Source organism: Pseudomonas muyukensis (assembly GCF_019139535.1).
GTDB lineage: Bacteria > Pseudomonadota > Gammaproteobacteria > Pseudomonadales > Pseudomonadaceae > Aquipseudomonas > Aquipseudomonas muyukensis.
This window is the reverse complement of the sequence record NZ_CP077073.1, coordinates 53362-75502: the sequence shown is the minus strand read 5'-3', so window position 1 is coordinate 75502 and position 22141 is coordinate 53362. Positions and strand designations below refer to the sequence as shown.

General features: G+C 67.1%; 27 protein-coding genes. 16 read left to right on the top strand and 11 right to left on the bottom strand.

What is annotated here, in order from left to right; translation table 11 throughout:
* Positions 1 to 208: 208 nt before the first annotated feature.
* Positions 209 to 1051 (bottom strand): alpha/beta hydrolase, encoded by an 843-nt coding sequence (locus tag KSS95_RS00380; RefSeq protein WP_217850628.1) that lies wholly within the window; start codon positions 1049 to 1051, stop codon positions 209 to 211.
* 180 nt (positions 1052 to 1231) lie between these two features.
* Here KSS95_RS00380 and KSS95_RS00375 point away from each other — a divergent pair, with 180 nt between their 5' ends.
* Entirely contained in the window at positions 1232 to 2116 is an 885-nt protein-coding gene (locus tag KSS95_RS00375; protein ID WP_134692760.1) for a sugar nucleotide-binding protein, read from the top strand.
* Positions 2109 to 3041: an NAD-dependent epimerase/dehydratase family protein gene (locus tag KSS95_RS00370; RefSeq protein ID WP_217850626.1), complete on the top strand. Its 933-nt coding sequence runs from the start codon at positions 2109 to 2111 to the stop codon at positions 3039 to 3041. The genes KSS95_RS00375 and KSS95_RS00370 overlap by 8 nt, the downstream gene beginning before the upstream one ends.
* Positions 3042 to 3077: 36 nt before the next feature.
* On the opposite strand, the gene KSS95_RS00365 is transcribed toward KSS95_RS00370, so the two are convergent.
* Positions 3078 to 3518, bottom strand: a complete 441-nt coding sequence (locus tag KSS95_RS00365; protein WP_217850624.1) for a winged helix-turn-helix transcriptional regulator — start codon at positions 3516 to 3518, stop codon at positions 3078 to 3080.
* Between the two features lie 98 nt (positions 3519 to 3616).
* Between KSS95_RS00365 and KSS95_RS00360 the strand changes: the two genes are divergently transcribed.
* Positions 3617 to 4849: an MFS transporter gene (locus KSS95_RS00360; RefSeq protein ID WP_217850622.1), complete on the top strand. Its 1233-nt coding sequence runs from the start codon at positions 3617 to 3619 to the stop codon at positions 4847 to 4849.
* On the opposite strand, the gene KSS95_RS00355 is transcribed toward KSS95_RS00360, so the two are convergent.
* From KSS95_RS00355 to KSS95_RS00335, 5 genes are all read right to left on the bottom strand, one after another.
* Positions 4837 to 5520, bottom strand: a complete 684-nt coding sequence (locus tag KSS95_RS00355) for an OmpW/AlkL family protein (RefSeq protein ID WP_217850621.1) — start codon at positions 5518 to 5520, stop codon at positions 4837 to 4839. The genes KSS95_RS00360 and KSS95_RS00355 overlap by 13 nt on opposite strands.
* Positions 5521 to 5629: 109 nt before the next feature.
* A complete protein-coding gene (locus tag KSS95_RS00350) occupies positions 5630 to 6166 on the bottom strand; it encodes a DUF3299 domain-containing protein (RefSeq protein WP_217850619.1) in 537 nt (178 codons plus the stop codon).
* A gap of 8 nt (positions 6167 to 6174) precedes the next feature.
* Positions 6175 to 7440, bottom strand: a complete 1266-nt coding sequence (locus KSS95_RS00345; RefSeq protein ID WP_217850618.1) for an ABC transporter permease — start codon at positions 7438 to 7440, stop codon at positions 6175 to 6177.
* Positions 7440 to 8150 carry an ABC transporter ATP-binding protein gene (locus KSS95_RS00340; RefSeq protein WP_217850616.1) on the bottom strand — a complete coding sequence of 237 codons (711 nt, stop codon included), beginning with the start codon at positions 8148 to 8150 and terminating at the stop codon, positions 7440 to 7442. Before KSS95_RS00340 ends, KSS95_RS00345 begins: the two co-directional genes overlap by 1 nt.
* Entirely contained in the window at positions 8151 to 8699 is a 549-nt protein-coding gene (locus KSS95_RS00335) for a DUF2796 domain-containing protein (protein WP_217850614.1), read from the bottom strand. It lies immediately after the preceding gene.
* A gap of 135 nt (positions 8700 to 8834) precedes the next feature.
* Between KSS95_RS00335 and KSS95_RS00330 the strand changes: the two genes are divergently transcribed.
* Positions 8835 to 9179 carry a hypothetical protein gene (locus KSS95_RS00330; protein WP_217850612.1) on the top strand — a complete coding sequence of 115 codons (345 nt, stop codon included), beginning with the start codon at positions 8835 to 8837 and terminating at the stop codon, positions 9177 to 9179.
* A gap of 110 nt (positions 9180 to 9289) precedes the next feature.
* Here KSS95_RS00330 and trxA read toward each other — a convergent pair whose 3' ends face one another.
* From trxA to KSS95_RS00315, 3 genes are read right to left on the bottom strand one after another with little or no spacing between them, the layout of a single operon-like run.
* Positions 9290 to 10177: a thioredoxin gene (gene trxA / locus KSS95_RS00325; RefSeq protein ID WP_217850610.1), complete on the bottom strand. Its 888-nt coding sequence runs from the start codon at positions 10175 to 10177 to the stop codon at positions 9290 to 9292.
* A gap of 31 nt (positions 10178 to 10208) precedes the next feature.
* Positions 10209 to 10868: a class I SAM-dependent methyltransferase gene (locus KSS95_RS00320; RefSeq protein WP_217850608.1), complete on the bottom strand. Its 660-nt coding sequence runs from the start codon at positions 10866 to 10868 to the stop codon at positions 10209 to 10211.
* Positions 10869 to 11321 (bottom strand): YbaY family lipoprotein, encoded by a 453-nt coding sequence (locus KSS95_RS00315; RefSeq protein WP_217850606.1) that lies wholly within the window; start codon positions 11319 to 11321, stop codon positions 10869 to 10871. It lies immediately after the preceding gene.
* 105 nt (positions 11322 to 11426) lie between these two features.
* On the opposite strand from KSS95_RS00315, the gene nrdR reads away from it, so the two are divergent.
* From nrdR to KSS95_RS00255, 12 genes are all read left to right on the top strand, one after another.
* A complete protein-coding gene (nrdR, locus tag KSS95_RS00310) occupies positions 11427 to 11891 on the top strand; it encodes a transcriptional regulator NrdR (protein WP_009685710.1) in 465 nt (154 codons plus the stop codon).
* Between the two features lie 2 nt (positions 11892 to 11893).
* On the top strand, positions 11894 to 13021 hold the full coding sequence (ribD, locus tag KSS95_RS00305) for a bifunctional diaminohydroxyphosphoribosylaminopyrimidine deaminase/5-amino-6-(5-phosphoribosylamino)uracil reductase RibD (protein ID WP_217850605.1): 1128 nt from the start codon (positions 11894 to 11896) through the stop codon (positions 13019 to 13021).
* 54 nt (positions 13022 to 13075) lie between these two features.
* Complete coding sequence (locus KSS95_RS00300; RefSeq protein ID WP_217850603.1) at positions 13076 to 13741, top strand: riboflavin synthase; 666 nt, start codon at positions 13076 to 13078, stop codon at positions 13739 to 13741.
* An 18-nt stretch (positions 13742 to 13759) separates the two neighbouring features.
* On the top strand, positions 13760 to 14851 hold the full coding sequence (gene ribBA / locus KSS95_RS00295; protein ID WP_217850601.1) for a bifunctional 3,4-dihydroxy-2-butanone-4-phosphate synthase/GTP cyclohydrolase II: 1092 nt from the start codon (positions 13760 to 13762) through the stop codon (positions 14849 to 14851).
* Positions 14852 to 14942: 91 nt separating this feature from the next.
* On the top strand, positions 14943 to 15419 hold the full coding sequence (ribH, locus tag KSS95_RS00290; protein ID WP_103448796.1) for a 6,7-dimethyl-8-ribityllumazine synthase: 477 nt from the start codon (positions 14943 to 14945) through the stop codon (positions 15417 to 15419).
* Entirely contained in the window at positions 15416 to 15916 is a 501-nt protein-coding gene (gene nusB, locus KSS95_RS00285) for a transcription antitermination factor NusB (RefSeq protein ID WP_186657359.1), read from the top strand. The genes ribH and nusB overlap by 4 nt, the downstream gene beginning before the upstream one ends.
* A gap of 18 nt (positions 15917 to 15934) precedes the next feature.
* Positions 15935 to 16909: a thiamine-phosphate kinase gene (thiL, locus tag KSS95_RS00280; protein ID WP_217850599.1), complete on the top strand. Its 975-nt coding sequence runs from the start codon at positions 15935 to 15937 to the stop codon at positions 16907 to 16909.
* Positions 16906 to 17409 carry a phosphatidylglycerophosphatase A family protein gene (locus KSS95_RS00275; RefSeq protein ID WP_023632630.1) on the top strand — a complete coding sequence of 168 codons (504 nt, stop codon included), beginning with the start codon at positions 16906 to 16908 and terminating at the stop codon, positions 17407 to 17409. Before thiL ends, KSS95_RS00275 begins: the two co-directional genes overlap by 4 nt.
* Positions 17410 to 17425: 16 nt before the next feature.
* Positions 17426 to 18169, top strand: a complete 744-nt coding sequence (locus tag KSS95_RS00270) for a substrate-binding periplasmic protein (RefSeq protein ID WP_217850597.1) — start codon at positions 17426 to 17428, stop codon at positions 18167 to 18169.
* Positions 18170 to 18426: 257 nt separating this feature from the next.
* Positions 18427 to 19044: a GTP cyclohydrolase II gene (ribA, locus tag KSS95_RS00265; RefSeq protein ID WP_217850595.1), complete on the top strand. Its 618-nt coding sequence runs from the start codon at positions 18427 to 18429 to the stop codon at positions 19042 to 19044.
* Positions 19041 to 19460, top strand: coding sequence for an MFS transporter (locus tag KSS95_RS00260; RefSeq protein ID WP_217850593.1), 420 nt, complete (start codon positions 19041 to 19043; stop codon positions 19458 to 19460). Before ribA ends, KSS95_RS00260 begins: the two co-directional genes overlap by 4 nt.
* Positions 19460 to 20269 (top strand): cobalamin-binding protein, encoded by an 810-nt coding sequence (locus tag KSS95_RS00255; RefSeq protein ID WP_217850591.1) that lies wholly within the window; start codon positions 19460 to 19462, stop codon positions 20267 to 20269. Before KSS95_RS00260 ends, KSS95_RS00255 begins: the two co-directional genes overlap by 1 nt.
* Here the strand turns inward: KSS95_RS00255 and KSS95_RS00250 are convergent.
* Positions 20247 to 22103: a TonB-dependent receptor domain-containing protein gene (locus KSS95_RS00250; protein WP_217850589.1), complete on the bottom strand. Its 1857-nt coding sequence runs from the start codon at positions 22101 to 22103 to the stop codon at positions 20247 to 20249. The two genes, KSS95_RS00255 and KSS95_RS00250, sit on opposite strands and share 23 nt — an antisense overlap.
* Positions 22104 to 22141 lie beyond the last annotated feature (38 nt).

The following is a 22141-nucleotide window of genomic DNA, read 5'->3' as shown; positions in this document are numbered from 1 at the left end:
CCAGCGTTGCTGGCGAACCAGGCGACGCGGTAGATGGCACCGGCTGCGCCGGTGTTCGCCGGCAAGCCGGCTCCTACGGGGTTTGGGGGTGGTCTTGGGCCCGTAGGCGCCAGCCTTGCTGGCGAAACAGGCGCCGCGGAGCAGGACACGGCTAGGCTGGTATTGCGGGGCATGCCCGCTCCCACGCCAGTTGCCGGACTGCCAACAATCAGCGTTCGAGCATGAATGCCGCCACCGCTGCCGCCACCTGATCCGCCACCTCTGGCCGCTCGCGCAGGTGCGCGGCGATGCCGTGGTCGCAGTCGGTCAGCATCAGGCATTCGACGTCGGGGGCCGGTACCGAGCGCAACAGTGTGTGGGTGACTTCTTCCGGGATGGGACTGTATCGCTCCACCCCAGCCAGCCGCCGGGTGCCTGCCGAGGTACCCGCGCCCTGGCCATGCACCTTGGAGTTGAGCCCGTCGTATTCACCGATCACCAGCAGTACCCGGCCCTGGAACTGGCGCAGGAACTCATAGCTGTCGCATTCGAGAAAGGCGAATGGCTTGCGGATGGCCGCCGTGAACGCCGGGCCGAAGGGCGCGGTATGGGCCGCATCGGGATAGACCGCCGGGCAGATCAGCACCAGCTTGCGCACGCTTGGGCGTTGCGCCGCCAGCTTCAGGGCGATGGCTGCGCCCAGGCTGTGGCCGATCAGGGTATCGCTGCGGCTGTCGAGGTGCTGGTGAAAGCGCAGGGCTTCATCGAGGTTGCTGGCCAGCGAGGCCTCTCGGGCCCCAGGCTCGCTGGCCAGGCTGTGGCCGGACAGGTTGCCGGTCAGCGAGCCGATGCCCTGTTGCTGCAAGCGGTACAGCAGCGGGTTGAGCCGGGTGAAGTCCGAACGCGCACCGCCGATGACGAAGGCGGCTGGCGCCTGCTCATGCGCTGGCAGCAGCAGGCGTGCCTGCTGGCGGTAGCCGTCGAAACGTTCCTCGACGAATCGCTCGGTGCCGGGGGCGGGTTCATCGAATTGCCATTGGCTGCGCTGCGGGAGGGTCGACTCGGTGTCCATGTGCGTCTCCTTGAACATGCATGGCGCAGTATAAGTAGCTGACGGCCAAGGCGGAACAGCGTGGCGGGGCGGACAAATCGACGCGCAACGGGCGCATGGCCGGGCCTGCGTTGGACTTCCCCTGTAGGAAACAGCAAAATGGCCGCTTCCTCCTTCGACCAGAGCGGACCTGTTGACTCTATGCGTATGCGCCTGATGCTGTTGGGTGGTGGCAATGCCCTCGGGCAAGCGCTGATTCGCCTCGGGGCCGAGGAAGACATCGCCTTCCTGGCGCCGCGTCCGCCGGAACACGGCTGGGACCCGGCCAGCCTGACCCTGCTGCTCGACGAACAACGCCCGGATGCTGTCATCAACCTGGCTTATTACTTCGACTGGTTCCAGGCCGAGGCGGTCAGCGAGCCGCGCCTGGCCCAGCAAGAGCGGGCGGTGGAGCGGCTTGCCGAGCTGTGCCAGCACCACGAGATGATCCTGGTGCAGCCTTCCAGCTACCGGGTGTTCGACGGTTCGCGGGCCACCGCCTACAGCGAGAAGGACGAGCCGGTGCCGCTCGGCCTGCGTGGCCAGGCACTATGGCGCATCGAGCAGAGTGTGCGCGCCACCTGCCCGCAACATGTGCTGCTGCGCTTTGGCTGGCTGCTGGATGAGAGCCTCGATGGCGCCCTTGGGCGCTTCCTGACCCGCGCCGAGCAACCCCAGGAACTGCTGCTGGCCGATGACCGGCGCGGCAACCCGACGCCGGTGGACGACGCCGCGCGGGTGATCCTCTCGGTGCTCAAGCAGCTCGATTGCCAGGCGCCGCTGTGGGGCACCTATCATTACGCCGGCAACGAGGCCACCACGCCGCTGGCGCTGGGCCAGGCGATCCTTGCCGAGGCCGGGCAGTGGCGCAAGCTGGCCGTGCAGGCGCCGACCGCCCAGGCCCACGCCGCGCGTCCGGATGCCAGCGAAGAGCCGCAACACGCGGTGCTGGCCTGCAAGAAGATCCTTCATACATTCGGTATCAAGCCGCGTGCCTGGCGCGCCGGCTTGCCGCCCCTACTGGACCGTTTCTACCGACATGGCTGACGCCCCCATCCTGATCACCGGCGGTGCCGGCTTCATTGGCTCCCACCTGTGCGATGCGTTGCTGGAAAAAGGCTACGCGGTGCGCGTGCTCGACGACCTGTCGACCGGCAAGCGCGACAACCTGCAACTGGGCCATCCGCGCCTGGAGCTGCTCGAGGGCGATGTCGCCGACGCGGCCCTGGTGGCGCGCGCCGCCGCTGGCTGCCAGGCGGTGGTGCACCTGGCCGCGGTGGCCTCGGTGCAGGCCTCGGTGGAAGACCCGGTCAAGACCCACCAGAGCAACTTCATCGGCACCCTCAACGTCTGCGAAGCCATGCGCCTGAACGGCGTACGGCGGGTACTGTTCGCCTCCAGCGCGGCGGTGTACGGCAACAACGGCGAGGGCCAGTCGATCGCCGAGGACACGCCCAAGGCGCCCTTGACCCCCTATGCGGTGGACAAACTGGCCAGCGAGCAGTACCTGGACTTCTACCGTCGCCAGCATGGCCTGGAGCCGGTGGTGTTCCGCTTCTTCAATATCTTCGGGCCACGCCAGGACCCGTCCTCGCCGTACTCCGGGGTGATCAGCATCTTCTGCGAGCGCGCCACCAGCGGCAAGCCGATCATGGTGTTCGGCGACGGCGAGCAGACCCGTGACTTCCTGTACGTCGGTGACCTGGTGCAGGTGATGGTCCAGGCGCTGGCGCTGCCGACGGTGGAAGAGGGCGCGGTGAATATCGGCCTGAACCAGGCCACTTCGCTCAACCAACTGCTCAAGGCACTGGAGCAAGTGCTCGGCAGCCTGCCGGCGATCAGCCATGGTCCGGCGCGCTCGGGCGATATCCGTCACTCGCGGGCGGACAATGGGCGGTTGCTGGCGCGCTTCGCGTTCCCCGCGCCGACGCCCTTCGTCGAAGGCCTGGCACGGCTGCTGGGCAAGGCCTGAGTCGCCGCTGCTACAGGCGGCGCGTAGGGCCGGGTATCACGCATGCCGGACCACACGCCGCCGGCAGTCCTCCGGCCCCAGCACCCGTCCATCCTTGGCCCGTACCTGCAGGGTTTCCAGGGGCTGTGCGCGATCATCCAGCAGCTGCGAGCGAGGCTCTGCGGCCTCGAACAGAAACCGCTCCCCCCATTGGCGTAGACCGACCACGACCGGAAACACCGAGCGGCCCTTGTCCGTCAGCACGTATTCCTTGTAGGCGCTGCCATCCGAGGCGGGCTGCTGGACCAGCAAGCCGGCCTCCACCAGCAGCTTCAGTCGTCCGGCCAGGATGTTCTTGGCCAGCCCCAGGTTTTTCTGCAGCTCGCTGAAGCGCCGCAACCCGTCGAAAGCGTCACGCAGGATCATCAGCGCCCAGCGGTCGCCCAGCACCTCCAGGGCGCGGGCCACCGGGCATTGTTGATTGTTGTCATCGAGCATCGTGGGCCTCCGTCATATCTGGTTGCAGATTAAAACCGGATTTGCTAGAAATCCATCATGTGGTTTTAATTTGAAACCAGATTGCCGAGGTATTGCTGATGACCTGCACCTGCTCTGCGCCTCAATCGCTCAGTCGCGGCATGACCCTGTTGCTGGCGGCGGCCTGCGCCTTGGCCGTTGCCACTGTGTACCTGGCCCAGCCGCTGCTGGAGTCGATGGCGGCCAGCTTCGGCATCAACCCCGCCCATGCCGGCCTGGTGGTGGGCATGACCCAGGCCGGTTACGCCCTGGGCCTGCTGCTGATCGTGCCGTTGGGCGATCTGCTCGACCGTCGGCGGTTGATCATTGCCCAGTTGCTGGTCGCGGCCGGGGCCTTGCTGGCAGTGGCGCTGGCCACGCGTTGGGCGATGTTGCTGGGGGCCGTGGCCCTGGTCGGGCTGTTGGCGGTGGTAGTGCAGGTGCTGGTGGCGCATGCCGCGACCTTGGCCAGCCCCACGCAACAGGGCCAGGCGCTGGGCACGGTCACCAGTGGCGTGGTGCTGGGCATCCTGCTGGCCCGGCTGGTGTCGGGGCTGGTGGCTGACCGGTTGGGCTGGCGCGGTGTCTATTTCGGCGCCGCCGGGCTTACGCTGCTGATGGCTGCGTTGCTGGCCTGGCGCTTGCCCGCAGCTCGGGCACAAGGTGTGCGACCGGGGTACTGGGCGATACTGTGTTCGGTACTGGGCCTGTACCGGCATGACCGCCTGTTGCGCCAGCGCGGGCTGTTGGCGTTGCTGGTGTTCGCCGCCTTCAGCGTGCTCTGGAGCGCCATGGTACTGCCCTTGAGCGCAGCACCGCTGGCGCTGGATCACACCCAGGTCGGTCTGTTCGGCCTTGCTGGAATCGCCGGCGCCCTGGCGGCATCACGCGCCGGGCGCCTGGCCGACCTGGGGCAGGGGCGCCGGACCACAGGCTTGGCGCTGGGGCTGTTGACCTTGTCGTGGCTGCCCACGGCCTTCCTCGAACAGTCGCTGCTGGCGCTGGTGATCGGGGTGGTGCTGCTCGACCTGGCGGTGCAGGCGGTACATGTGACCAGCCAGAGCCTTTTATTGGCCGGGCGCAGCGAGATTGCCAGCCGGTTGATAGGCGCCTACATGTGCTGCTATTCGCTGGGCAGTGGCCTGGGCGCCGTGGCGGCGACCTGGGTGTATGGCCAGTGGGGATGGTGGGCGGTGTGCGGGTTGGGGGCGGGGGTCAGCGCGGTGGCCGGGTGCTGCTGGTGGTTCCAGCAGCCCTGCGCAGGCGCCAGCCAGGCTGGCGCCTGCGGCAAGGCGGTGAATCAGAACTTGTAGCCGATACCGACCATGTAGACCCAGGGGTCGACGTCGACGTCGACCTTGGTCTTGCCGACGCCCAGGGCGCTCGGGCCGTTGATGCTGGCCTTGGTATCGATGTCGACGTACCAGACCGCGGCGTTGACCAGCAGCTTGTCGGTGATCATGTAGTCCATGCCCAGCTGGCCGGCGAAGCCGATCGAGTCCTGCAGCTTCATGTTGCTGAAGCCCTGCTGCTTGCGGGTGCTGCTCAGTTCTTCATCGAAGAACAGGGTGTAGTTGATACCCACGCCAGCGTAAGGCTGGAACTTCGAGGACGGCTCCATCGGGTAGTACTGCAACGACAAGGTCGGCGGCAGTTGCTTGATGTCGGCCAGCTTGCCATCCAGGCCTGGGCCAAGGCCCTTCACGCCAACGGTGTGCTTGAACGGTGTGGCGGCCAGCAGCTCGAGGCCGATATGGTCGGTGAGCATGTAGGCGAAGGCCAGGCCCAGCTGGGTGTCGCTGTCCAGGGTTGCCTTGGTGCCCGAGGCCTTGACGCCATCGAGCTTGATGTCGCCGCTGTTTTCGTTTGGCGCGGTGGTGATGGCGCCGGCGCGGAGAATGAAATCCCCCGCCTGGTGGGCGTGGGCAACAGGGGCTGCAAGCGCCAACGCGACGAGCGAGGCACCGAGCAAGGACTTGTTCATGGAAGCTCCCAGAGGACGTGAGTAATCGAGTAGTCCAATGGTACGAAGCTGACTAAACAGAAAGTTTGACCCAGCTCAACGAAGCCACGTCATTGGCTGGCAACAGTGCTCACTTCAGCTCATAGGCATAGATTTTCTCGGCTTCCATCTGGTAACCGGCATCGGCCAGCTCGCTGCTGCTTGCCTTGACACTCAGCGTGCCTTCGATCCAGTAGGGCTGGTACAGGTCCTCGATGCGCACGCCCATTTCGCTGAAGATGTGCACGATCTGGTTCGACGGTGGTGGCGGCACGTGGATGCAGGCGCCGTAGTAGGGCACCAGCAGGAATTCGGTGGTGCGGCCCTCTTCGCTGACCTCCAGGGGCACGATGTAGCCGGGGATTTTCACCGCCTGGCCGTCCAGGGCCTTCACCACTGGGGCGTCGGGCGCCTGCTGGCGGGCGGCGGGGGCGGCTTCGGCTGACAGCGCGTCGCTGATCTGCGACAGGTCGTGCAGCGGCGTCAGTTGCGGCGGGATGATCGGGGCGCCCTCGGGGATCAGCGCGGGCCAGTCCAGTTCGCGAGGTTCCGCCGCCCAGCAGGCAACGGGCAGCCACAGTAGCGCGAGCAGTATCCAGGCTGGGTAGGCGCGGGCTTGCAGGGTCATGGGCATTCTCAAAGGTGAATCGACAGGCCATCGGCCAGCGACTGCCGATAGGCGCGCCAGGCTGGCACGCTGCCCATCAGCAGCGCCGCGCCGAGGATGATCGCCAGCAGCGTCCACTCGTGGGTGCTGGGCCAGGCCAGTGGCAGGTACAGCCCGTAGTTGGCCTGCACGTAGCCTTGCGCCAGGGCGATCCCCGCGTAGAGCAAGCCTAGCCCGGCGGCGATCCCGGCCAGGGCCAGGGCCAGGGCCTCCAGCACCAGCAGCCCGGCGATATGCCAGGGCCGCGCGCCCACGGAGCGCAGGATGGCCATTTCCCGACGGCGTTCGTTGAGGCTGGTGAGGATGGCCGTGAGCATGCCGATCAAGCCGGTCAGCACGACGAACAGCGACACCACGAACAGCGCCTGCTCGGCGGTGCCCATCAGGCTCCACAGCTCCTGCAGGGCCACGCCGGGGAGAATCGCCAGCAGCGGCTCGCCGCGGAACTCGTTGATCTCGCGCTGCAGGCTGAAGGTGGCGATCTTGCTGTTGAGCCCGAGCATGAAGGCGGTGATGGCGCTGGGCTGCAAGTCCATGCTGCGCGCCTGTTCGGCGCTGATGCGCCCGGCGCCGCGGGCTGGCACGCCGTTGTGCCAGTCGATATGGATCGCCTCCATGCCGCCCAGGCTGATGTGCAAGGTGCGGTCCACTGGCGTGCCGGTGCGCTTGAGCACGCCGACCACGGTGAAGGGCTTGTCGTCGTGCTTGACCAGGCTGATGGCGGCGACGCCGTGGGCCAAAACCAAGGTGTCGCCCAGCTTGTAGTGCAGCGCCTCGGCGACTTCGGCGCCGAGGACCACCTCGAAGGGGTCGTCGGCGAAGGGCCGGCCCTGGTCCAGCGCCAGGTGCTGGCGGCGGCCGTACTGGTAATGGCTGAAATAGTCGCCGGTGGTGCCCAGCACCCGGTAGCCCCGGTGCGAGTCGCCCAGCGAGATGGGGATCGCCCACTTCACCCGGGGATCCTGGGCGTAATGCTGGTAGCTGTCCCAGCGGATGTTGTTGGTGGCGTTGCCGATGCGAAACACCGAGTACAGCAGCAGGTTCACCGACCCTGAGCGCGCGCCGACGATCAGGTCGGTGCCGCTGATGGTGCTGGCGAAGCTGGCGCGGGCTTCGGTGCGTACCCGTTCCACCGCCAGCAGCAGGCACACCGAGAGGGCTATGGCGAAGGCGGTCAGCAAGGCGCTGAAGCGGCGGTTGGCCAGGCTGGCCAGGGCAAGGCGGAGCAGGTACATCAGGCCTCCCGGGGCGTGGCGGCGCGGTTGAGTTCGGCCAGCGACAGGTGACGGTCGAACAGCGGCGCCAGGCTTTGGTCGTGGCTGACGAACAGCAGGCTGGCACCGGCCGCGCGGCACTCGTCGAACAGCAGACGGATAAAGGCCTCGCGGTTGTCGGCGTCGAGCGCCGAGGTGGGTTCGTCGGCGATTACCAGCTCCGGCTGGCCGATCAGCGCACGAGCAGCGGCCACCCGCTGCTGTTGGCCGATCGACAGGTTGTCGGCGCGGCGCGCGAGCAATGCCGGGTCGTCCAGGCCAAGGTGGGCGAGCAATTGGGCGGCGGCCTGGTCGATGCTGCCATGGCGTTGGCAGGCCCGCGCCGCCCGGCTTTTCGAGAAGCGGCAGGGCAGTTCGACGTTCTCGCGCACCGAGAGAAACGGCAGCAGGTTGAACTGCTGGAAGATGTAGCCGGTGTGATCGACGCGGAAACGATCGCGGGCACCCTGGCCCAGGCTCGCCAAGTCCTGGCCGAGCAGCTCGATGCTGCCCTGGCCTGGGCGGTTGACCCCGCCGAGCAGGCCCAGCAAGGTGGTCTTGCCGCTGCCGCTGGGGCCCTTGAGGAACAGCGCCTCGCCAGCCTCCAGGCGCAACGCCGGGATATCCAGCAGCGGCGCCTGGCCGGGCCAGGCGAACAGCAGATCACGCAGTTCGATCAGCGGCTGGCCCATTCAGAACGCGACCACGGCCTTGGCGGGCGTCGCCTCCACGCCTTTCTGGCCGTTCGGGCCGATCAACTGCACGATGATCTTCTGGGTTTGCGGGAAGGCCTTGAACAAGGGGCCAAGGTCAATTTGGGAGAGTTTGGCCGGGGCCGCGCAGGCCAACTGGTAATGCGCGTTGATGTCGGCGTGGCTGTGGCCGTGTTGCTCGGAGGCTTCGAACAGCGGGCTTTGCAGCTCCTGGGCGTCGTCCTTGCAGGCGGCGGCTGGGGCCAGGCCGAACAGTTTCAGCGGTTGTTCCAGTTGCTGGCGGGCGGCGGCGACCTTGGCCTTGTCGGCGTCGCTGCTGGGGGTGTGCTCGAAGCCGACCAGGTTCATCGCGGGGCTGTCCAGCGCCAGCTCCAGGGTGTTGCCGTCGAGCACCGCGTTGAGTTTGGCCACGCCGTGCTCATGGGCGCCGAGGGTGCCATGGGCATGGTCGTGATCATGGTCGTCGTGGGCATGGGCCACGGCCAGGGGCAACAGGGCGAAGGGCAAGGCGAGCAACAGACGACGCATGGACGGCTCCAGGGGCGGCTTGGAATGATTTGGTAATGTTATAACAACTTTTATTTGTCTCGCCAGCCTGCCTGGCACAGGTTTCATGTTCGTGGGAGCATGGCTGCATTCAAGCTCAGGATCGAGGAAGGCAGCGTGAGAATTCGTGGACAGATCGGTGACTGGCCGGTGGACTTGACCATCGAGCTGGCGCCTGAAGAGTGGGCGCAGCTGGGACGTCGCCTGGAAGCGCCTGCCGTGGTCGAGGCCGTTCAGGCCAGCGCAGGTCTAGCGCCGCGCCAGGATGACGGGCAGTGGCTGGCCGCGCGCGAGGTGCTGCGCCAGGCGGGGCAGATGGGCGGGCCGGAGTTGCTGGAGCGCCTGGAAGGGCTGGCTGGCAGTGTCGCGGCAGGCAAGCGATTGCTGGTGCGCTTGCGCCACAGCAGTGAGGTGAAGGTGGAAAGTGGCGCGGATGCGCCGGTGTATCACTGGGTGGGGTGACCGCCGTGTTGCTGCCATTGGCCAGCAAGGCTGGCTCCTACAGTGCATGCACCCATCATGCGGGCGGCGTGATGCCTGTAGCCAGCCTTGCTGGCGAACAGCGGTCTATCTCAGAACATCGCTGCTGAGAGCTTGCGACGGTACACGCCGACCAGCGGATGCTCGTTGCCCAGCAGTTCGAACACCTGCAGCAAGGCTTTTTGCGCCAGCCCATTCTCATAGCCGCGATTGCGCTGGAACAGCTTCAGCAGCCCATCCAGCGCCGCTTCGTACTGCTGGCGCGCCAACTGCTGGATGCACAGCTGGTAGGCCGCTTCGTCGTCCTGCGGGTTCTGCGCCAGGCGGCTCTTCAGCTCGGCAGCCTCCGGCAGCGTGGTAGCCTGGCGCAGGAAGGTCAGCTGGGCCTTGGCGCCGGCCAGGGCGGCCTTGTGCTCATCGGTCTTGACCGCGTCCAGCACCACCTGGGCCTCGCCCAGTTCGCCACGTTCGGCCAGGCAGCGGGCGTAGAGGATCAGCGCCTCGGCATTGCTGTTGTCTTCACCCAGCAGCACCTGCAGCAGCGCCTCGGCCTCGCTGAAACGGCTTTCGGCGAACAGTGCCTTGGCCTGCTCCAACGGCGCGGCGACAGGGGCTGCGGGCATCTGTACATGGGGTTCGAGCATGGCGCGAATGGCCGACTCGGGTTGCGCGCCGGCAAAACCGTCGACCGGCTGGCCATCCTTGAACAGCACCACGGTCGGCAGGCTGCGGATGCCGAACTGGGCGACGACCTGCTGCTCGACATCGCAGTTGACCTTGGCCAGCAGCAATTCGCCCTGGTAGCCCTCGGTAATCTTCGCCAGCAGCGGCATCAGCGCCTTGCACGGCGCGCACCACTCGGCCCAGAAGTCCACCAGCACCGGCTTGTGGAAGGAGTTCTCGATGACCAGTTGCTGGAAGGTGGCGTCGGTGGCATCGAAGATAAACGGTAGGCTTGTGTTATCAGGAGCTTGGCTCATCGTGACTCTCGCAAATCCGTGAATGCCACCACTATAAAGGCTCGCGGCTGGCGTGGTACAGGCTGACCCGGCGGAATTCGTGCGGCTCGGCCAGGTCCGGCAAGGTCAGCGCCTCGAGCACCCCGAGCGGGCGGTACAGCGGATGGTTGAAGTCGCGGACCCGCGAGTCGGCGACCAGCGCCTGGCGCGCGCGGCTGAGGAACTGGTCCAGCAGCGGCAGGTTGGCGCGGTCGTACAGGACGTCGGCGACCAGGACCAGGTCGAAGCGGTCGGCCTCGGCGAAAAAATCGCTGCTGTAGCTCAGCTCGACGCCGTTGAGCGCGGCATTGGCCCGACAGGCGTCCAGGGCCAGCGGGTCGAGGTCGCAGGCCACCACCTCCAGCGCACCTGCCTGGGCAGCGGCGATCCCGGCGATGCCGGAGCCAGCGCCGAAATCCAGCACCCGCTTGCCGCGCACCCACGCCGGCCGTTCGGCCAGGTAGCGGGCCATGGCCAGGCCGCTGGCCCAGCAGAAGCTCCAGTAGGGCGGCTCTTCAAGGATGCGCCGGGTTTCCTCGCTGCTGAAGGCGCGGTCCATGTTCTGGTCGTCGATCAGCCAGAGCTTCAGCGCGCAGCCGGGCAGGTCGCTGACCACCAGCCGCGCTTCGCCGATCAGGCCGCTGAGGGCCTGCTGCAGGGCGTGTGGCGTCATTTATGGGGCCTGTTCGAAGCGCAGTGGGCCGGTGGCCTGGGTCTGTGCCTGGGCAATGCGTACCGGTTGCAGGTGCAGGATCAACTGGCCGGAGCGGCTGGCGCGGCCGCGCAGCTCGACACGGGCACCGGCCGGGAAGGCCTCGGGGTTGAAGCGCAATTGGTAGGGCAGGGCCTGGCCGGTGCCGGTCAGGTTGCTGCTGGCCAGCAGGCGCTGCGGGCGGCCGCGCTCATCGATGACCAGCAGGGCCAGTTCCACGTCGGCGCCGGCGGGAATATCCATCAGGGTGCCGCTGAGCTCGCGCTGGTAGGCCGGTAGTGGCCCCAGCGGCTGGGCTTTCTTCGCCACCTTGGCCGGTGGCGGCGCCGGGGCCTGTTCGGGCTTGGGCCGGTCGCTGCCGCAGGCGGCGAGCAGGGCGGCGCAGCACAGCACGACGAGCGCTCGATAGTGCATGGGATGATCCTTCACGGGCAGATTTGCATGGATGGTAACCCCTTTGGCTTGTCTTGCCAGTGCAATGCGCTACCATGGCCCTCCCTTTTTTTGTTGCCTGCCACCATGCACTGTCCCTTTTGCGGTGCCAACGACACCAAGGTCATCGACTCGCGCCTGGTCGCCGAGGGCGAACAGGTGCGTCGCCGCCGTGAGTGCGTCGCCTGCGGCGAGCGCTTCACCACATTCGAAACCGCCGAACTGGTCCTGCCCCGCCTGATCAAGCAGGACGGCACCCGCCAGCCCTTCGACGAAGACAAGCTGCGTGCCGGCATGCAGCGCGCGCTGGAAAAGCGCCCGGTCAGCGTCGAGCGCCTGGAAGCGGCGTTGGCGCATATCAAGAGCCGCCTGCGCGCCACCGGCGAGCGCGAGGTCAAGTCGCTGGTGGTCGGCGAGATGGTGATGGCCGAGCTGCGCAAGCTCGACGAAGTCGCCTATATTCGTTTCGCCTCGGTCTACCGGCGCTTCCAGGACCTCGACGAATTCCGCGAAGAAATCGACCGCCTGGCCCGCGAGCCAGCCAAAGAGTAAGCATGTCCAGCCAAGCCATTCTCGACGCCCACTACATGGCCCGGGCCGTGGAACTGGCCCGCAAGGGCCTCTACAGCACCCACCCCAACCCGCGCGTAGGCTGTGTGATCGTGCGCGACGGCGAGGTGGTTGGCGAGGGCTGGCATGTACGCGCCGGCGAACCGCACGCCGAGGTGCATGCGTTGCGCCAGGCCGGCGAGCGCGCCCGTGGCGCCTGCGCCTACGTGACCCTCGAGCCGTGCAGCCACCATGGCCGCACGCCGCCGTGCGCCGAGGCGCTGGTCAAGGCCGGCGTGGACCGGGTGGTGGCCGCCATGCAGGACCCTAACCCGCAAGTGGCCGGTAATGGCCTGCAGCGCCTGCGCGAGGCCGGCATCGCGGTGGCCAGCGGCGTGCTCGAGGCCGAGGCCCGCGCGCTCAACCCCGGTTTTCTCAAGCGCATGGAGCATGGTTTGCCGTTCGTGCGGGCCAAGCTGGCCATGAGCCTGGATGGGCGCACCGCCATGGCCAGCGGCGAGAGCCAGTGGATCACCGGCCCGGCGGCGCGGGCCGCGGTGCAGCGCTTGCGTGCCCGTTCCAGCGTGGTGCTGACCAGCGCCGAGAGCGTGCTGTGCGACAACGCGCGGATGACCGTGCGTGGCGCGGAACTGGGCCTGGATGATGAGCTCACCGCCCTGGCCGTGGCGCGCCCGCCACTGCGCGTGCTGGTCGACGGGCGTCTGCGCCTGCCGCTGGATGCGGCGTTTTTCCAGGCCGGCCCGGCGTTGGTGGTCAGCGCCGCGGGCGATGATCCGCGCTATGCCGCCGCCGGTCACGAGCTGCTCAACCTGCCGGGGAACGACGGCCGCGTCGACCTGTCGGCCTTGCTGCACGCCCTGGCCGCACGCGGCGTCAACGAAATCCTGCTGGAGGCCGGTGCCGGCCTGGTGGGCGCGTTCGCCCGCCTGGGCCTGGTCGACGAGTACCAGCTGTTCGTCGCCGGCACCTTCCTCGGCTCCGCGGCACGCCCGCTGCTGGACTGGCCGCTGGCGAAGATGAGCGAGGCGCCGCGGCTGAAAATCACCGAAATGCGCGCGGTCGGCGATGACTGGCGGGTCACTGCCATCCCCCTGCCGGCCAGCGGCGTATAATGCCTGGCTTGCGCCGTACAGACCGCGGCGCAGCCCGTACTTGAGGAGAACACCATGTTCACCGGCATCATCGAATCCATCGGCACCATCCGCAGCCTCACCCCCAAGGGCGGTGACGTGCGCGTCTACGTCGAAACCGGCAAGCTCGACCTGGGCGACGTCAAGCTCGGCGACAGCATCGCCGTCAACGGCGTGTGCCTGACCGCCGTCGAGCTGCCTGGCAATGGCTTCTGGGCCGATGTCAGCGTCGAGACCCTCAAGCGCACCGCGATGGTCGACCTCAAGAGCGGCAGCCGGGTCAACCTGGAAAAGGCCCTGACCCCGACTACCCGCCTGGGCGGCCACCTGGTCAGCGGCCACGTCGACGGTGTCGGCGAGATCGTCTCGCGTGCCGATAACGCCCGCGCCATCCAGTTCCGGGTGCGTGCGCCGAAAGAGCTGGCCAAGTACATCGCCCACAAGGGTTCGATCACCGTCGACGGCACCAGCCTGACGGTCAACGAGGTCGACGGCGCCGAGTTCGAGCTGACCATCGTCCCGCACACCCTGTCCGAAACCATCATGGCCGACTACCGCCCCGGGCGTCGGGTAAACCTTGAGGTCGACCTGCTGGCCCGTTACCTGGAGCGCCTGCTGCTGGGCGACAAGGCCGCCGAACCGAGCAAGGGCAGTGGCATCACCGAAAGCTTCCTGGCCGCCAACGGCTTCTTGAAATCCTGATTGAGAAGGGGGTGCCGCGTGGCGCTCAACAGCATCGAAGAACTGGTCGAAGATATCCGCCAGGGCAAAATGGTCATCCTCATGGACGACGAGGACCGTGAGAATGAAGGCGACATCATCATGGCCGCCGAGTGTTGCCAGGCCGAGCACATCAACTTCATGGCCAAGCATGGCCGTGGCCTGATCTGCATGCCGATGACCCGCGAGCGCTGCGAAACCCTCAAGCTGCCGCTGATGGCCCCGCGCAACGGCTCGGGCTTCGGCACCAAGTTCACCGTGTCGATCGAAGCTGCCGAAGGCGTCACCACCGGCATCTCCGCCGCTGACCGCGCACGCACCGTGCAGGCCGCCGCGGCCAAGGACGCCAAGGCCGACGATATCGTCAGCCCTGGCCATATCTTCCCGCTGATGGCCCAGCCCGGCGGCACCCTGGCCCGCGCTGGCCACACCGAGGCGGCCTGCGACCTGGCGCGCATGGCCGGCTTCGAGCCGAGCGGGGTGATCTGCGAGGTGATGAACGACGACGGCACCATGTCGCGCCGTGCCGAGCTGGAAGTGTTCGCCGCCGAGCACAACCTGAAGATCGGCACCATCGCCGACCTTATTCACTACCGCATGATCCACGAGCGCACCGTGCAGCGCGTCTCCGAGCAACCGCTGGACAGCGAGCTGGGCCAGTTCAACCTGGTCACCTACCGCGACGCGGTGGAAGGCGACGTGCACATGGCCCTGACCCTGGGCAAGATCTGCGCCGAGGAGCCGACCCTGGTGCGTGTGCACAACATGGATCCGCTGCGCGACCTGCTGATGGTCAAGCAGCCGGGCCGCTGGAGCCTGCGTGCGGCGATGAGCGCCGTGGCCGAGGCCGGCAGCGGCGTGGTGCTGCTGCTGGGCCACCCGCTGGACGGCGACGTGCTGCTGGCGCACATCCGCGAAAGCGCGGGCGATGCGCCGACCAAGGCACCGACCACCTACAGCACGGTCGGCGCCGGTTCGCAGATCCTGCGCGACCTCGGTGTGCGCAAGATGCGCCTGATGAGTTCGCCAATGAAGTTCAATGCGATATCCGGATTCGATCTGGAAGTTGTAGAATACGTGCCCTCCGAGTGACTTGAGGCGGCCTGATCGCCCTCCCGCTCGAGTCCAAACCCTCCCGAGGCCGCCGCAGCGCGGCCTCGCTCTTGAAGATGAGAACATCGGAATGACCCTGAAGACCATCGAAGGTACCTTCATCGCCCCCAAAGGTCGCTATGCTTTGGTGGTTGGCCGCTTCAACAGCTTCGTCGTCGAAAGCCTGGTAAGCGGCGCCGTTGATACCCTGGTACGCCACGGTGTCAGCGAAAGCGACATCACCATCATCCGTGCCCCGGGCGCGTTCGAAATCCCGCTGGTGGCACAGAAGGTCGCCCAGCAAGGCGAGTACAACGCGATCATCGCCCTGGGCGCCGTGATCCGTGGCGGTACCCCGCACTTCGAATACGTCGCGGGCGAATGCACCAAGGGCCTGGCCCAGGTGTCCATGGAGTTCGGTGTACCGGTGGCCTTCGGCGTGCTGACCGTCGACTCCATCGAGCAAGCCATCGAGCGTTCCGGCACCAAGGCTGGCAACAAAGGCGGTGAAGCTGCCCTGTCCGCCCTGGAAATGGTCAGCCTGCTGGCGCAGTTGGAGGCCAAGTGATTAGCGACGAAAGCGATCGTTTCAACCCGCGCGATCCAAAACCTGCGGATGCCGGCAAGCCGTCGAAGAGCGCCAAGCGTCGCGAAGCCCGCAAGCTCGCCACGCAGGCGCTGTATCAGTGGCACATGGCCAAGCACTCGCTGAACGAAGTGGAAGCGCAGTTCCGGGTCGATAACGATTTCTCCGACGTGGACGGTGCCTACTTCCGCGAGATCCTGCACGGGGTCCCGGCGAAGAAGGTCGAGATCGACGAAGCGCTCAAGCCCTGCCTGGACACCCCGCTGGAAGAACTCGACCCGGTCGAGCTGTCCGTGCTGCGCCTGTCGGCCTGGGAATTCATGATGCGCGCCGACGTGCCGTACCGCGTCGTCATCAACGAAGGTGTGGAACTGGCGAAGGTCTTCGGCGCCACCGACGGGCACAAGTTCGTCAACGGCGTGCTGGACAAGCTGGCGCCGCGCCTGCGTGAAGCGGAAGTCAAGGCGAACAAGCGCTGATCCCAGCGCTGACCAGCCATGGGTGAGTTCGAGCTGATCCGTCATTACTTCGCCGCCGCGCCCTGTGCGCAGGGCGGCGAGGGCGTGGCCCTGGGCATCGGTGACGACTGCGCGCTGCTGGACCTTGCCGCCGGCGAGCAGCTGGCGATTTCCACCGACACCCTCGTGGCCGGTGTGCATTTTCCCGCCGTCTGTGACCCGCTGCTGCTGGGCCAGCGCTCGCTGGCCGTGGCGGCCAGCGACCTGGCGGCGATGGGCGCTAGCGCTATCGGCTTCACCTTGGCGCTGACCCTGCCCGAGGTTGGCCCGCACTGGCTCGCCGCCTTTGCCGACGGCCTTGGCCGCATGGCCCACCGATGCCGCATGACGCTGATCGGTGGCGACACCACGCGCGGTCCTTTGAGCATCACCGTGACAGTGTTCGGCCGGGTGCCTGTTGGCCAGGCCCTGCGCCGCAGCGGGGCGCAACCGGGCGAGCTGCTGTGCGTCGGCGGCTGCCTGGGCAATGCCGCCGGGGCGCTGCCGCTGGTGCTGGGTGAGCGCGCGGCGCCGGAGCCGGTCGCCGGGCCACTGCTGGCGCACTACTGGTCGCCGCTGCCCCAGTTGAACCTGGGTCAGAGCCTGCGTGGTCGCGCCAGTGCGGCGCTGGACATCTCCGACGGCCTGCTGGCCGACTGCGGGCATATCGCCAAGGCTTCCGGCGTCGCCCTCGAGGTGAACCTGGAGCAGGTGCCAGTGTCATCTGAACTACAGGCCTTCCTCGGCCTGGAGGGCGCGCGGCAGGCGGCGCTCAGTGGCGGTGACGACTACGTGCTGGCCTTCACCATCGCCGCCGACACCTTGGCCGCGATACCGGACCTGGTGCGCAGCGCCATGACCGTGCACGTCATCGGCCGCGTCCTCGAAGGCCAGGGCGTAACCTTGCGCGACAGCCAGGGCCAGGACATCACTCCCCGCCAACGGGGCTATCAACATTTTAGGGAGACACCGTGACCGACCACCCCAACCAGGTGCCTGCGGAGTTCGTTCCGCCTTCGGTCTGGCGCAACCCGTGGCACTTCATCGCCTTCGGCTTCGGCTCCGGCACCTTGCCCAAGGCCCCGGGCACCTGGGGCTCGCTGGTGGCGCTGCCGTTCATCCCGCTGTGGCAGATGCTGCCCGACTGGGGCTATTGGCTGCTGCTGGGCATCAGCATGCTGTTCGGCGTCTGGCTGTGCGGCAAGGTGGCGAACGACCTGCGCGTGCACGATCATGAGGGCATCGTCTGGGACGAGATCGTCGGCATGTGGATCACCCTGTGGCTGGTGCCGGAGGGTTGGCAGTGGCTGTTGGCGGGGTTCCTGATGTTCCGCTTCTTCGACATCCTCAAGCCCTGGCCGATCCGCTGGGTCGACCGCCATGTGCATGGTGGCTTCGGCATCATGCTCGACGATATCCTGGCCGGCGTGTTCGCCTGGCTGGGCATGCAGGTGCTGGTGTGGGCGGTGGCCTGACACAGGGAGCGTTGCCATGGGCCTGAGGGCTGTACTACTGGCAGGGGTGCTGTTGCTTGCAGGCCCGGGCGTGATGGCCCAGGAGGCGCCGACGCAGGTGCGCCTGGTCAGCGAGGCCTGGATCGACTACACCAACGCCGACGGCACCGGGCTGGCCTGGGATGTGTTGCGCAAGGTGTTCGAGCCGGCCGGGGTCAAGGTCGTGGCGCAGAGCGCGCCCTACAGCCGCGCAGTCGGGCTGGTGAAGCGTGGCGAGGCGGATGCCTGGGTTGGTTCTTACATGCAGGAGAACGCCGACAACCTGTATCCGCAATGGCACTTCGACCAGGACCATATCTATGCCCTGGGCTTGGTCGACAAGCCGCTGCCCACGCTCGAGACCCTCGGCCAATACCGCCTGGCCTGGGTGCGCGGCTACGACTACGCCAGCTACCTGCCCAATATCCATAACTTTCGCGAGATCCAGCGCCGCGAGGGAATCCTGGCGATGCTCGAGCATGACCGGGTCGATTTCTATATCGACGCGCTCGCCGAGGTCGACTATGTCCTGGGCCAGGCGCCCGACCCCAAGCGCTTGCGCCGGACCCACGTCGCCGAGCTGCCGTTGTACCTGGCGTTCACCCGCAGCGAGCAGGGCCAGGCCCTGCGCGACCTGTTCGACCGGCGCATGACGCAACTGGTGCGCAGCGGTGAGCTGAAGCCGATCTTCGAGCGTTGGAAGCAGCCCTATCCGTTCACGGTGGATAGCCAGCCGCATTGAGGCTTGTCGCTGGCCTTTTAGGAGCGGCCTTGTGTCGCGATGGGCCGCGTAGCGGCCCCAGCCATGGCTGACTTCTCTCTGAGTTTCGGGGCCGCTTTGCGGCCCATCGCGACACAAGGCCGCTCCCACAGAGTTTGGTCGCAGCTCCATAAGCATCGAACTTTTCGATCTTAAGCCGCGATATTCAGCCTGCGCACCTGTGCCGGGCTGCTGATACAATCGGCCGATCTGAATATTCCTACTTCCAGGAGCACAACGTGCCCGTCGTCTTTGTTGCCGCCTCCAAACTCCCTACCCCCTTTGCGACCTTCACCATGCATGGCTTCCTCGACGAAGCCACTGGCCGCGAGCACGTGGTGCTCAGCCTGGGTGATATCGCCGACGGCGAACCGGTGCTGGGGCGCCTGCATTCCGAGTGCCTGACCGGTGACGCCCTGTTCAGCCAGCGCTGCGACTGCGGCTCGCAACTGGAGGCCGCGCTGCAGGCCATCGCCCGCGAAGGCCGCGGCGTGCTGCTGTACCTGCGCCAGGAAGGCCGCGGCATCGGCTTGTTGAACAAGATCCGCGCCTATGAACTGCAGGACGGCGGTGCCGATACCGTCGAGGCCAACGAGCGCCTGGGCTTCGCCGCCGACCAGCGCGACTACGCCATGTGCCTGCCGATGCTCGAACACCTGGGGGTCACCTCGCTGCGGCTGATGACCAACAACCCGCGCAAGGTCAAGGCGCTGACCGACATGCACATCCAGGTCGCCGAACGCGTGCCGCTGCACACCGGGCATAACCCGCACAACCGCCTGTACCTGGCCACCAAGGCCGACAAGCTCGGCCACATGATGGGCAACAAGCACCAGGGCGAGGTCCCCCAGGCGTGACCCGCGGCGAGGTGAAACGCCGGCTGGCCCTGGCCTGGTGGCAATACCTGGCGGTGGGCCTGGTGCCGCTGCCGGTGATGGCCTGGGCCTTCGGCGCCAGTGCCGCGTTGATTCCGGTGCTGGCCATGCCGCTGTTCATCGCCGGCGCCGCCAGCATGTTCCTCAGCTTGCCGCGCTTCAGTGCCTACAAGCGGGCGCTGATCGCCACCGACAAGGCCCTGGGTAGCGCCGAGGAGCCTGCGGCCTGGATCGAGCTGGCACGGGTGCGGCGCCTGGCCATGCTGTTCGCCTGCTTCCCGGCCTGGGTCGCCGCGCTGTCGGTGCTGGTCGGGCTGGAGGCAGTGCCACAGATACTCCTGGCACTGTCCACCCTGGTGCTGCTGTACCTCTATCGCCTGCCGCGCCAGCTCGGCTGATGCGGGCGTTTCTCGGCGCCATCCTGCTGGGCTTCGCGGCGCTGGCCGAGGCGGGCCCGCGGGTGATCAGCCTGGCGCCATCGATGACCGAGATCGTCCTCGAACTGGACGCCGGCGACCTGCTGGTGGGCCTGCTCGACGGGGGGGAGCGCCCCGCGGCGTTGTCGGCGCTGCCGTCGGTCGGGCGCCAAGGCCAGCTCGACATGGAGCGCCTGCTCAGCCTCAAGCCCGAGCTGTTGCTGCTATGGCCCGGCAGCGTGGCGCCGGCCCAGCGCGAGCAGTTGCGGCGCCTGGGCATCGCGACCTTCAGTGGCGAGCCGGCTGACCTCGACCAGTTGCTCGCGCAGATCGATGCCATCGCCCAGCGCCTGGGGCGCGCCGAACAGGGGCGGGTGTACACGGCCGCCTTGCGCCAGCGCCTGCAAGGGCTGCGCGAGCGCTACCGGCGGGAGGTGCCGCTGCGGGTGTTCTATCAGGTCTGGGACCAGCCGCTGTATACCCTCGGCGGGCGCCAGGTGGTCAGCGATGCCCTGCGCGTCTGCGGCGCGCGCAACGTATTCGATGACCTGGCCCAGCCGGCGCCGCAGGTGAGTGTCGAGTCGGTGCTGCTGCGCGATCCCGAGGTGATCCTGGCCGCTGACGCGGCGCAATTGGCCAGTTGGCGGCGCTGGCGACAGCTCAGTGCCGTGGTGAACGGGGGATTGCTGGTCGTGCCGGACAAGGGCCTGGAGCGGCCCAGCGGGCAGATGATCGAGGCCACCGCCCGCCTGTGCGAATTGCTCGCGGCTAAAGCGCCGGTGTCCAGGTGAGGCTCAGCAGCCAGGTGCGACCTTCCTCGCGGTAGCCGTGGTTGCTGCCCTGGTAGCTGTAGAGGGTGCGGCTGTAGCGCTGGTCCAACAGGTTGTCGAGCTTCAGGTCGAGCTTCAGTTCGCTGCTGGCCGCCCAGCCGCCGCGAATGCCCAGTAGCCCGTAACCAGCGATGGGGGCATTGTTGGTTTCGTCGTTGTAGCTGCCGCTAACGGCCTGCCAACTGGCACCGACATTGAAACGCTCGAATTGACGGTCGATATCCAGGCTCAGGGTGCGGCGTGCACGCCGGGCAAGGGTGTGACCGCTTTTTTTGTCACGCGGGTCGATCAACGCCAACCCCAGTTCAGAGGTCCAGGCGCCCCATTGCTGGGCCAGCGCCATCTCGAAGCCATTGATACGGGCCTGGGCGACATTGCCCATGTTGTTGGCCTCTGTGTCGTAGCTGATGGCATTTCGCAAGTCGGTGCGATAGAGCGAGGTTTCCAGGCGGCTGCTGTCGGTCAGCTGGCTGCGCCATTGCACTTCATAGGACTTGGCGTGCTCCGGCTTGAGGTCGGGGTTGCTGAAGTTGGGGTAGTAGAGGTCGTTGAATGTCGGGGCACGAAAGCCCTCGCTGTAGGACAGCAGCAAGTCATTGCGGGTGTCTAGCGGCAGGGTCAGGCTGCCGCTCCAGGTGGTCTGGCCGCCGAACTGCTGGTTCTTGTCGTGGCGCACGCCAAGCTCGGTCGAGAAGTGCTCGCCCTGGAAGCGATGCTGGGCGAACACCGCGCGATTCCAGCGGCTGTCCTCGTTGAAGTCGGTGCTTGCGTGCACCCGATCCTCATACCACTCGCCCCCCAGCGCCAGGTTGTTAGCGTCATCCAGGGCCAGGTCGTTCTGCCAGCTGGCCTGGTCGCGGTAGGTGTTGAATGGCGAGCTTTGCCGCGTGAGCTTGTCACGGCTGTCGTCGCGGTTCTCGCTGTGGGCCACCTCCAGTCGCGAATGCCACTGCTCGGCGAGTTGGGCGTCGAGGTAAGTGCCCAGGCTGCTGACAGCGTAGTTCGAGTAGGGTTGCTGGGGGCTGCTGCCACGAGGCTCGTCGAACTCACGACGGCCACGGCTGTCGAGCAGGTTCAACCCGGCCTCGAAGCGTTCATTGAAGGCATGGCTCAGGCTCAGGTTCAGCGCGCGGTTGCGGTAGGCGTCATGGTCGCCGTCGCTGGGGTAAGACGCCCGGGTCGAGTCGATGCCAGCGGTCTCGTCCAGGCTCGCGCCAAGGTTGAAACGGGTCGCGCCATTGCCACCGGACAGCCCCAGGCTGCGTTGCCAGGTCTGCTGGCTACCGGCGGCCAGGCGCAGGCGCGGTTGCAAGCCCTGGCCAGTGCCGCGGCGGGTGAAGATCTGGATCACCCCACCGATGGCATCGCTGCCGTACACCGCCGAGCGCGAACCACGCAGTACTTCCACCCGTTCGATCTGGTCGACGTCGAGGAACTGCAGGCCGCTGTCGCCGGAGGTGGCATTGGCGATACGCACGCCGTCCACCAGCACCAGGGTCTGGGCGGCCTTGGTGCCACGGATGAAGATGCCGGGCAGGCTGCCGCGGCCACCGCTCGGGGCCACTTGCACGCCGGGGACGCGGGCCAGCAGGTCGGTGACGCCGCTTGGTTGCAGGCGGTCGATGTCGGCGCGGGTGAACACCGTGTTGGCGGCGCTGGTGGCGGTGCGCGACTCGACCTGGCGGCTGGCGCTGATCAGCACGTCGGGGAGCTTGAGGGCGTCGTCGCGGGAGGGTTCGCCAGCCAGCGCGGCGGCGGGCAGGCAGAGCAGGGTGGTGAGGGTTGGAATCTTCATCGGGCGTTCGATTGTGTTCGCCGGCAAAGCCGGCTCCT

Coding starts and splice junctions, on each gene's coding strand:
- KSS95_RS00315 (WP_217850606.1), bottom strand. CDS start 11,321: ATGCACTATCGAGCGCTCGTCGTGCTGTGCTGCGCCGCCCTGCTCGCC.
- KSS95_RS00250 (WP_217850589.1), bottom strand. CDS start 22,103: ATGAAGATTCCAACCCTCACCACCCTGCTCTGCCTGCCCGCCGCCGCG.
- ribH (WP_103448796.1), top strand. CDS start 14,943: ATGACCCTGAAGACCATCGAAGGTACCTTCATCGCCCCCAAAGGTCGC.
- KSS95_RS00375 (WP_134692760.1), top strand. CDS start 1,232: ATGCGTATGCGCCTGATGCTGTTGGGTGGTGGCAATGCCCTCGGGCAA.
- KSS95_RS00370 (WP_217850626.1), top strand. CDS start 2,109: ATGGCTGACGCCCCCATCCTGATCACCGGCGGTGCCGGCTTCATTGGC.
- KSS95_RS00270 (WP_217850597.1), top strand. CDS start 17,426: ATGGGCCTGAGGGCTGTACTACTGGCAGGGGTGCTGTTGCTTGCAGGC.
- KSS95_RS00320 (WP_217850608.1), bottom strand. CDS start 10,868: ATGACGCCACACGCCCTGCAGCAGGCCCTCAGCGGCCTGATCGGCGAA.
- KSS95_RS00365 (WP_217850624.1), bottom strand. CDS start 3,518: ATGCTCGATGACAACAATCAACAATGCCCGGTGGCCCGCGCCCTGGAG.
- KSS95_RS00355 (WP_217850621.1), bottom strand. CDS start 5,520: ATGAACAAGTCCTTGCTCGGTGCCTCGCTCGTCGCGTTGGCGCTTGCA.
- KSS95_RS00300 (WP_217850603.1), top strand. CDS start 13,076: ATGTTCACCGGCATCATCGAATCCATCGGCACCATCCGCAGCCTCACC.
- KSS95_RS00380 (WP_217850628.1), bottom strand. CDS start 1,051: ATGGACACCGAGTCGACCCTCCCGCAGCGCAGCCAATGGCAATTCGAT.
- KSS95_RS00335 (WP_217850614.1), bottom strand. CDS start 8,699: ATGCGTCGTCTGTTGCTCGCCTTGCCCTTCGCCCTGTTGCCCCTGGCC.
- KSS95_RS00360 (WP_217850622.1), top strand. CDS start 3,617: ATGACCTGCACCTGCTCTGCGCCTCAATCGCTCAGTCGCGGCATGACC.
- KSS95_RS00255 (WP_217850591.1), top strand. CDS start 19,460: ATGCGGGCGTTTCTCGGCGCCATCCTGCTGGGCTTCGCGGCGCTGGCC.
- trxA (WP_217850610.1), bottom strand. CDS start 10,177: ATGAGCCAAGCTCCTGATAACACAAGCCTACCGTTTATCTTCGATGCC.
- ribD (WP_217850605.1), top strand. CDS start 11,894: ATGTCCAGCCAAGCCATTCTCGACGCCCACTACATGGCCCGGGCCGTG.
- nrdR (WP_009685710.1), top strand. CDS start 11,427: ATGCACTGTCCCTTTTGCGGTGCCAACGACACCAAGGTCATCGACTCG.
- KSS95_RS00345 (WP_217850618.1), bottom strand. CDS start 7,440: ATGTACCTGCTCCGCCTTGCCCTGGCCAGCCTGGCCAACCGCCGCTTC.
- KSS95_RS00340 (WP_217850616.1), bottom strand. CDS start 8,150: ATGGGCCAGCCGCTGATCGAACTGCGTGATCTGCTGTTCGCCTGGCCC.
- thiL (WP_217850599.1), top strand. CDS start 15,935: ATGGGTGAGTTCGAGCTGATCCGTCATTACTTCGCCGCCGCGCCCTGT.
- KSS95_RS00350 (WP_217850619.1), bottom strand. CDS start 6,166: ATGACCCTGCAAGCCCGCGCCTACCCAGCCTGGATACTGCTCGCGCTA.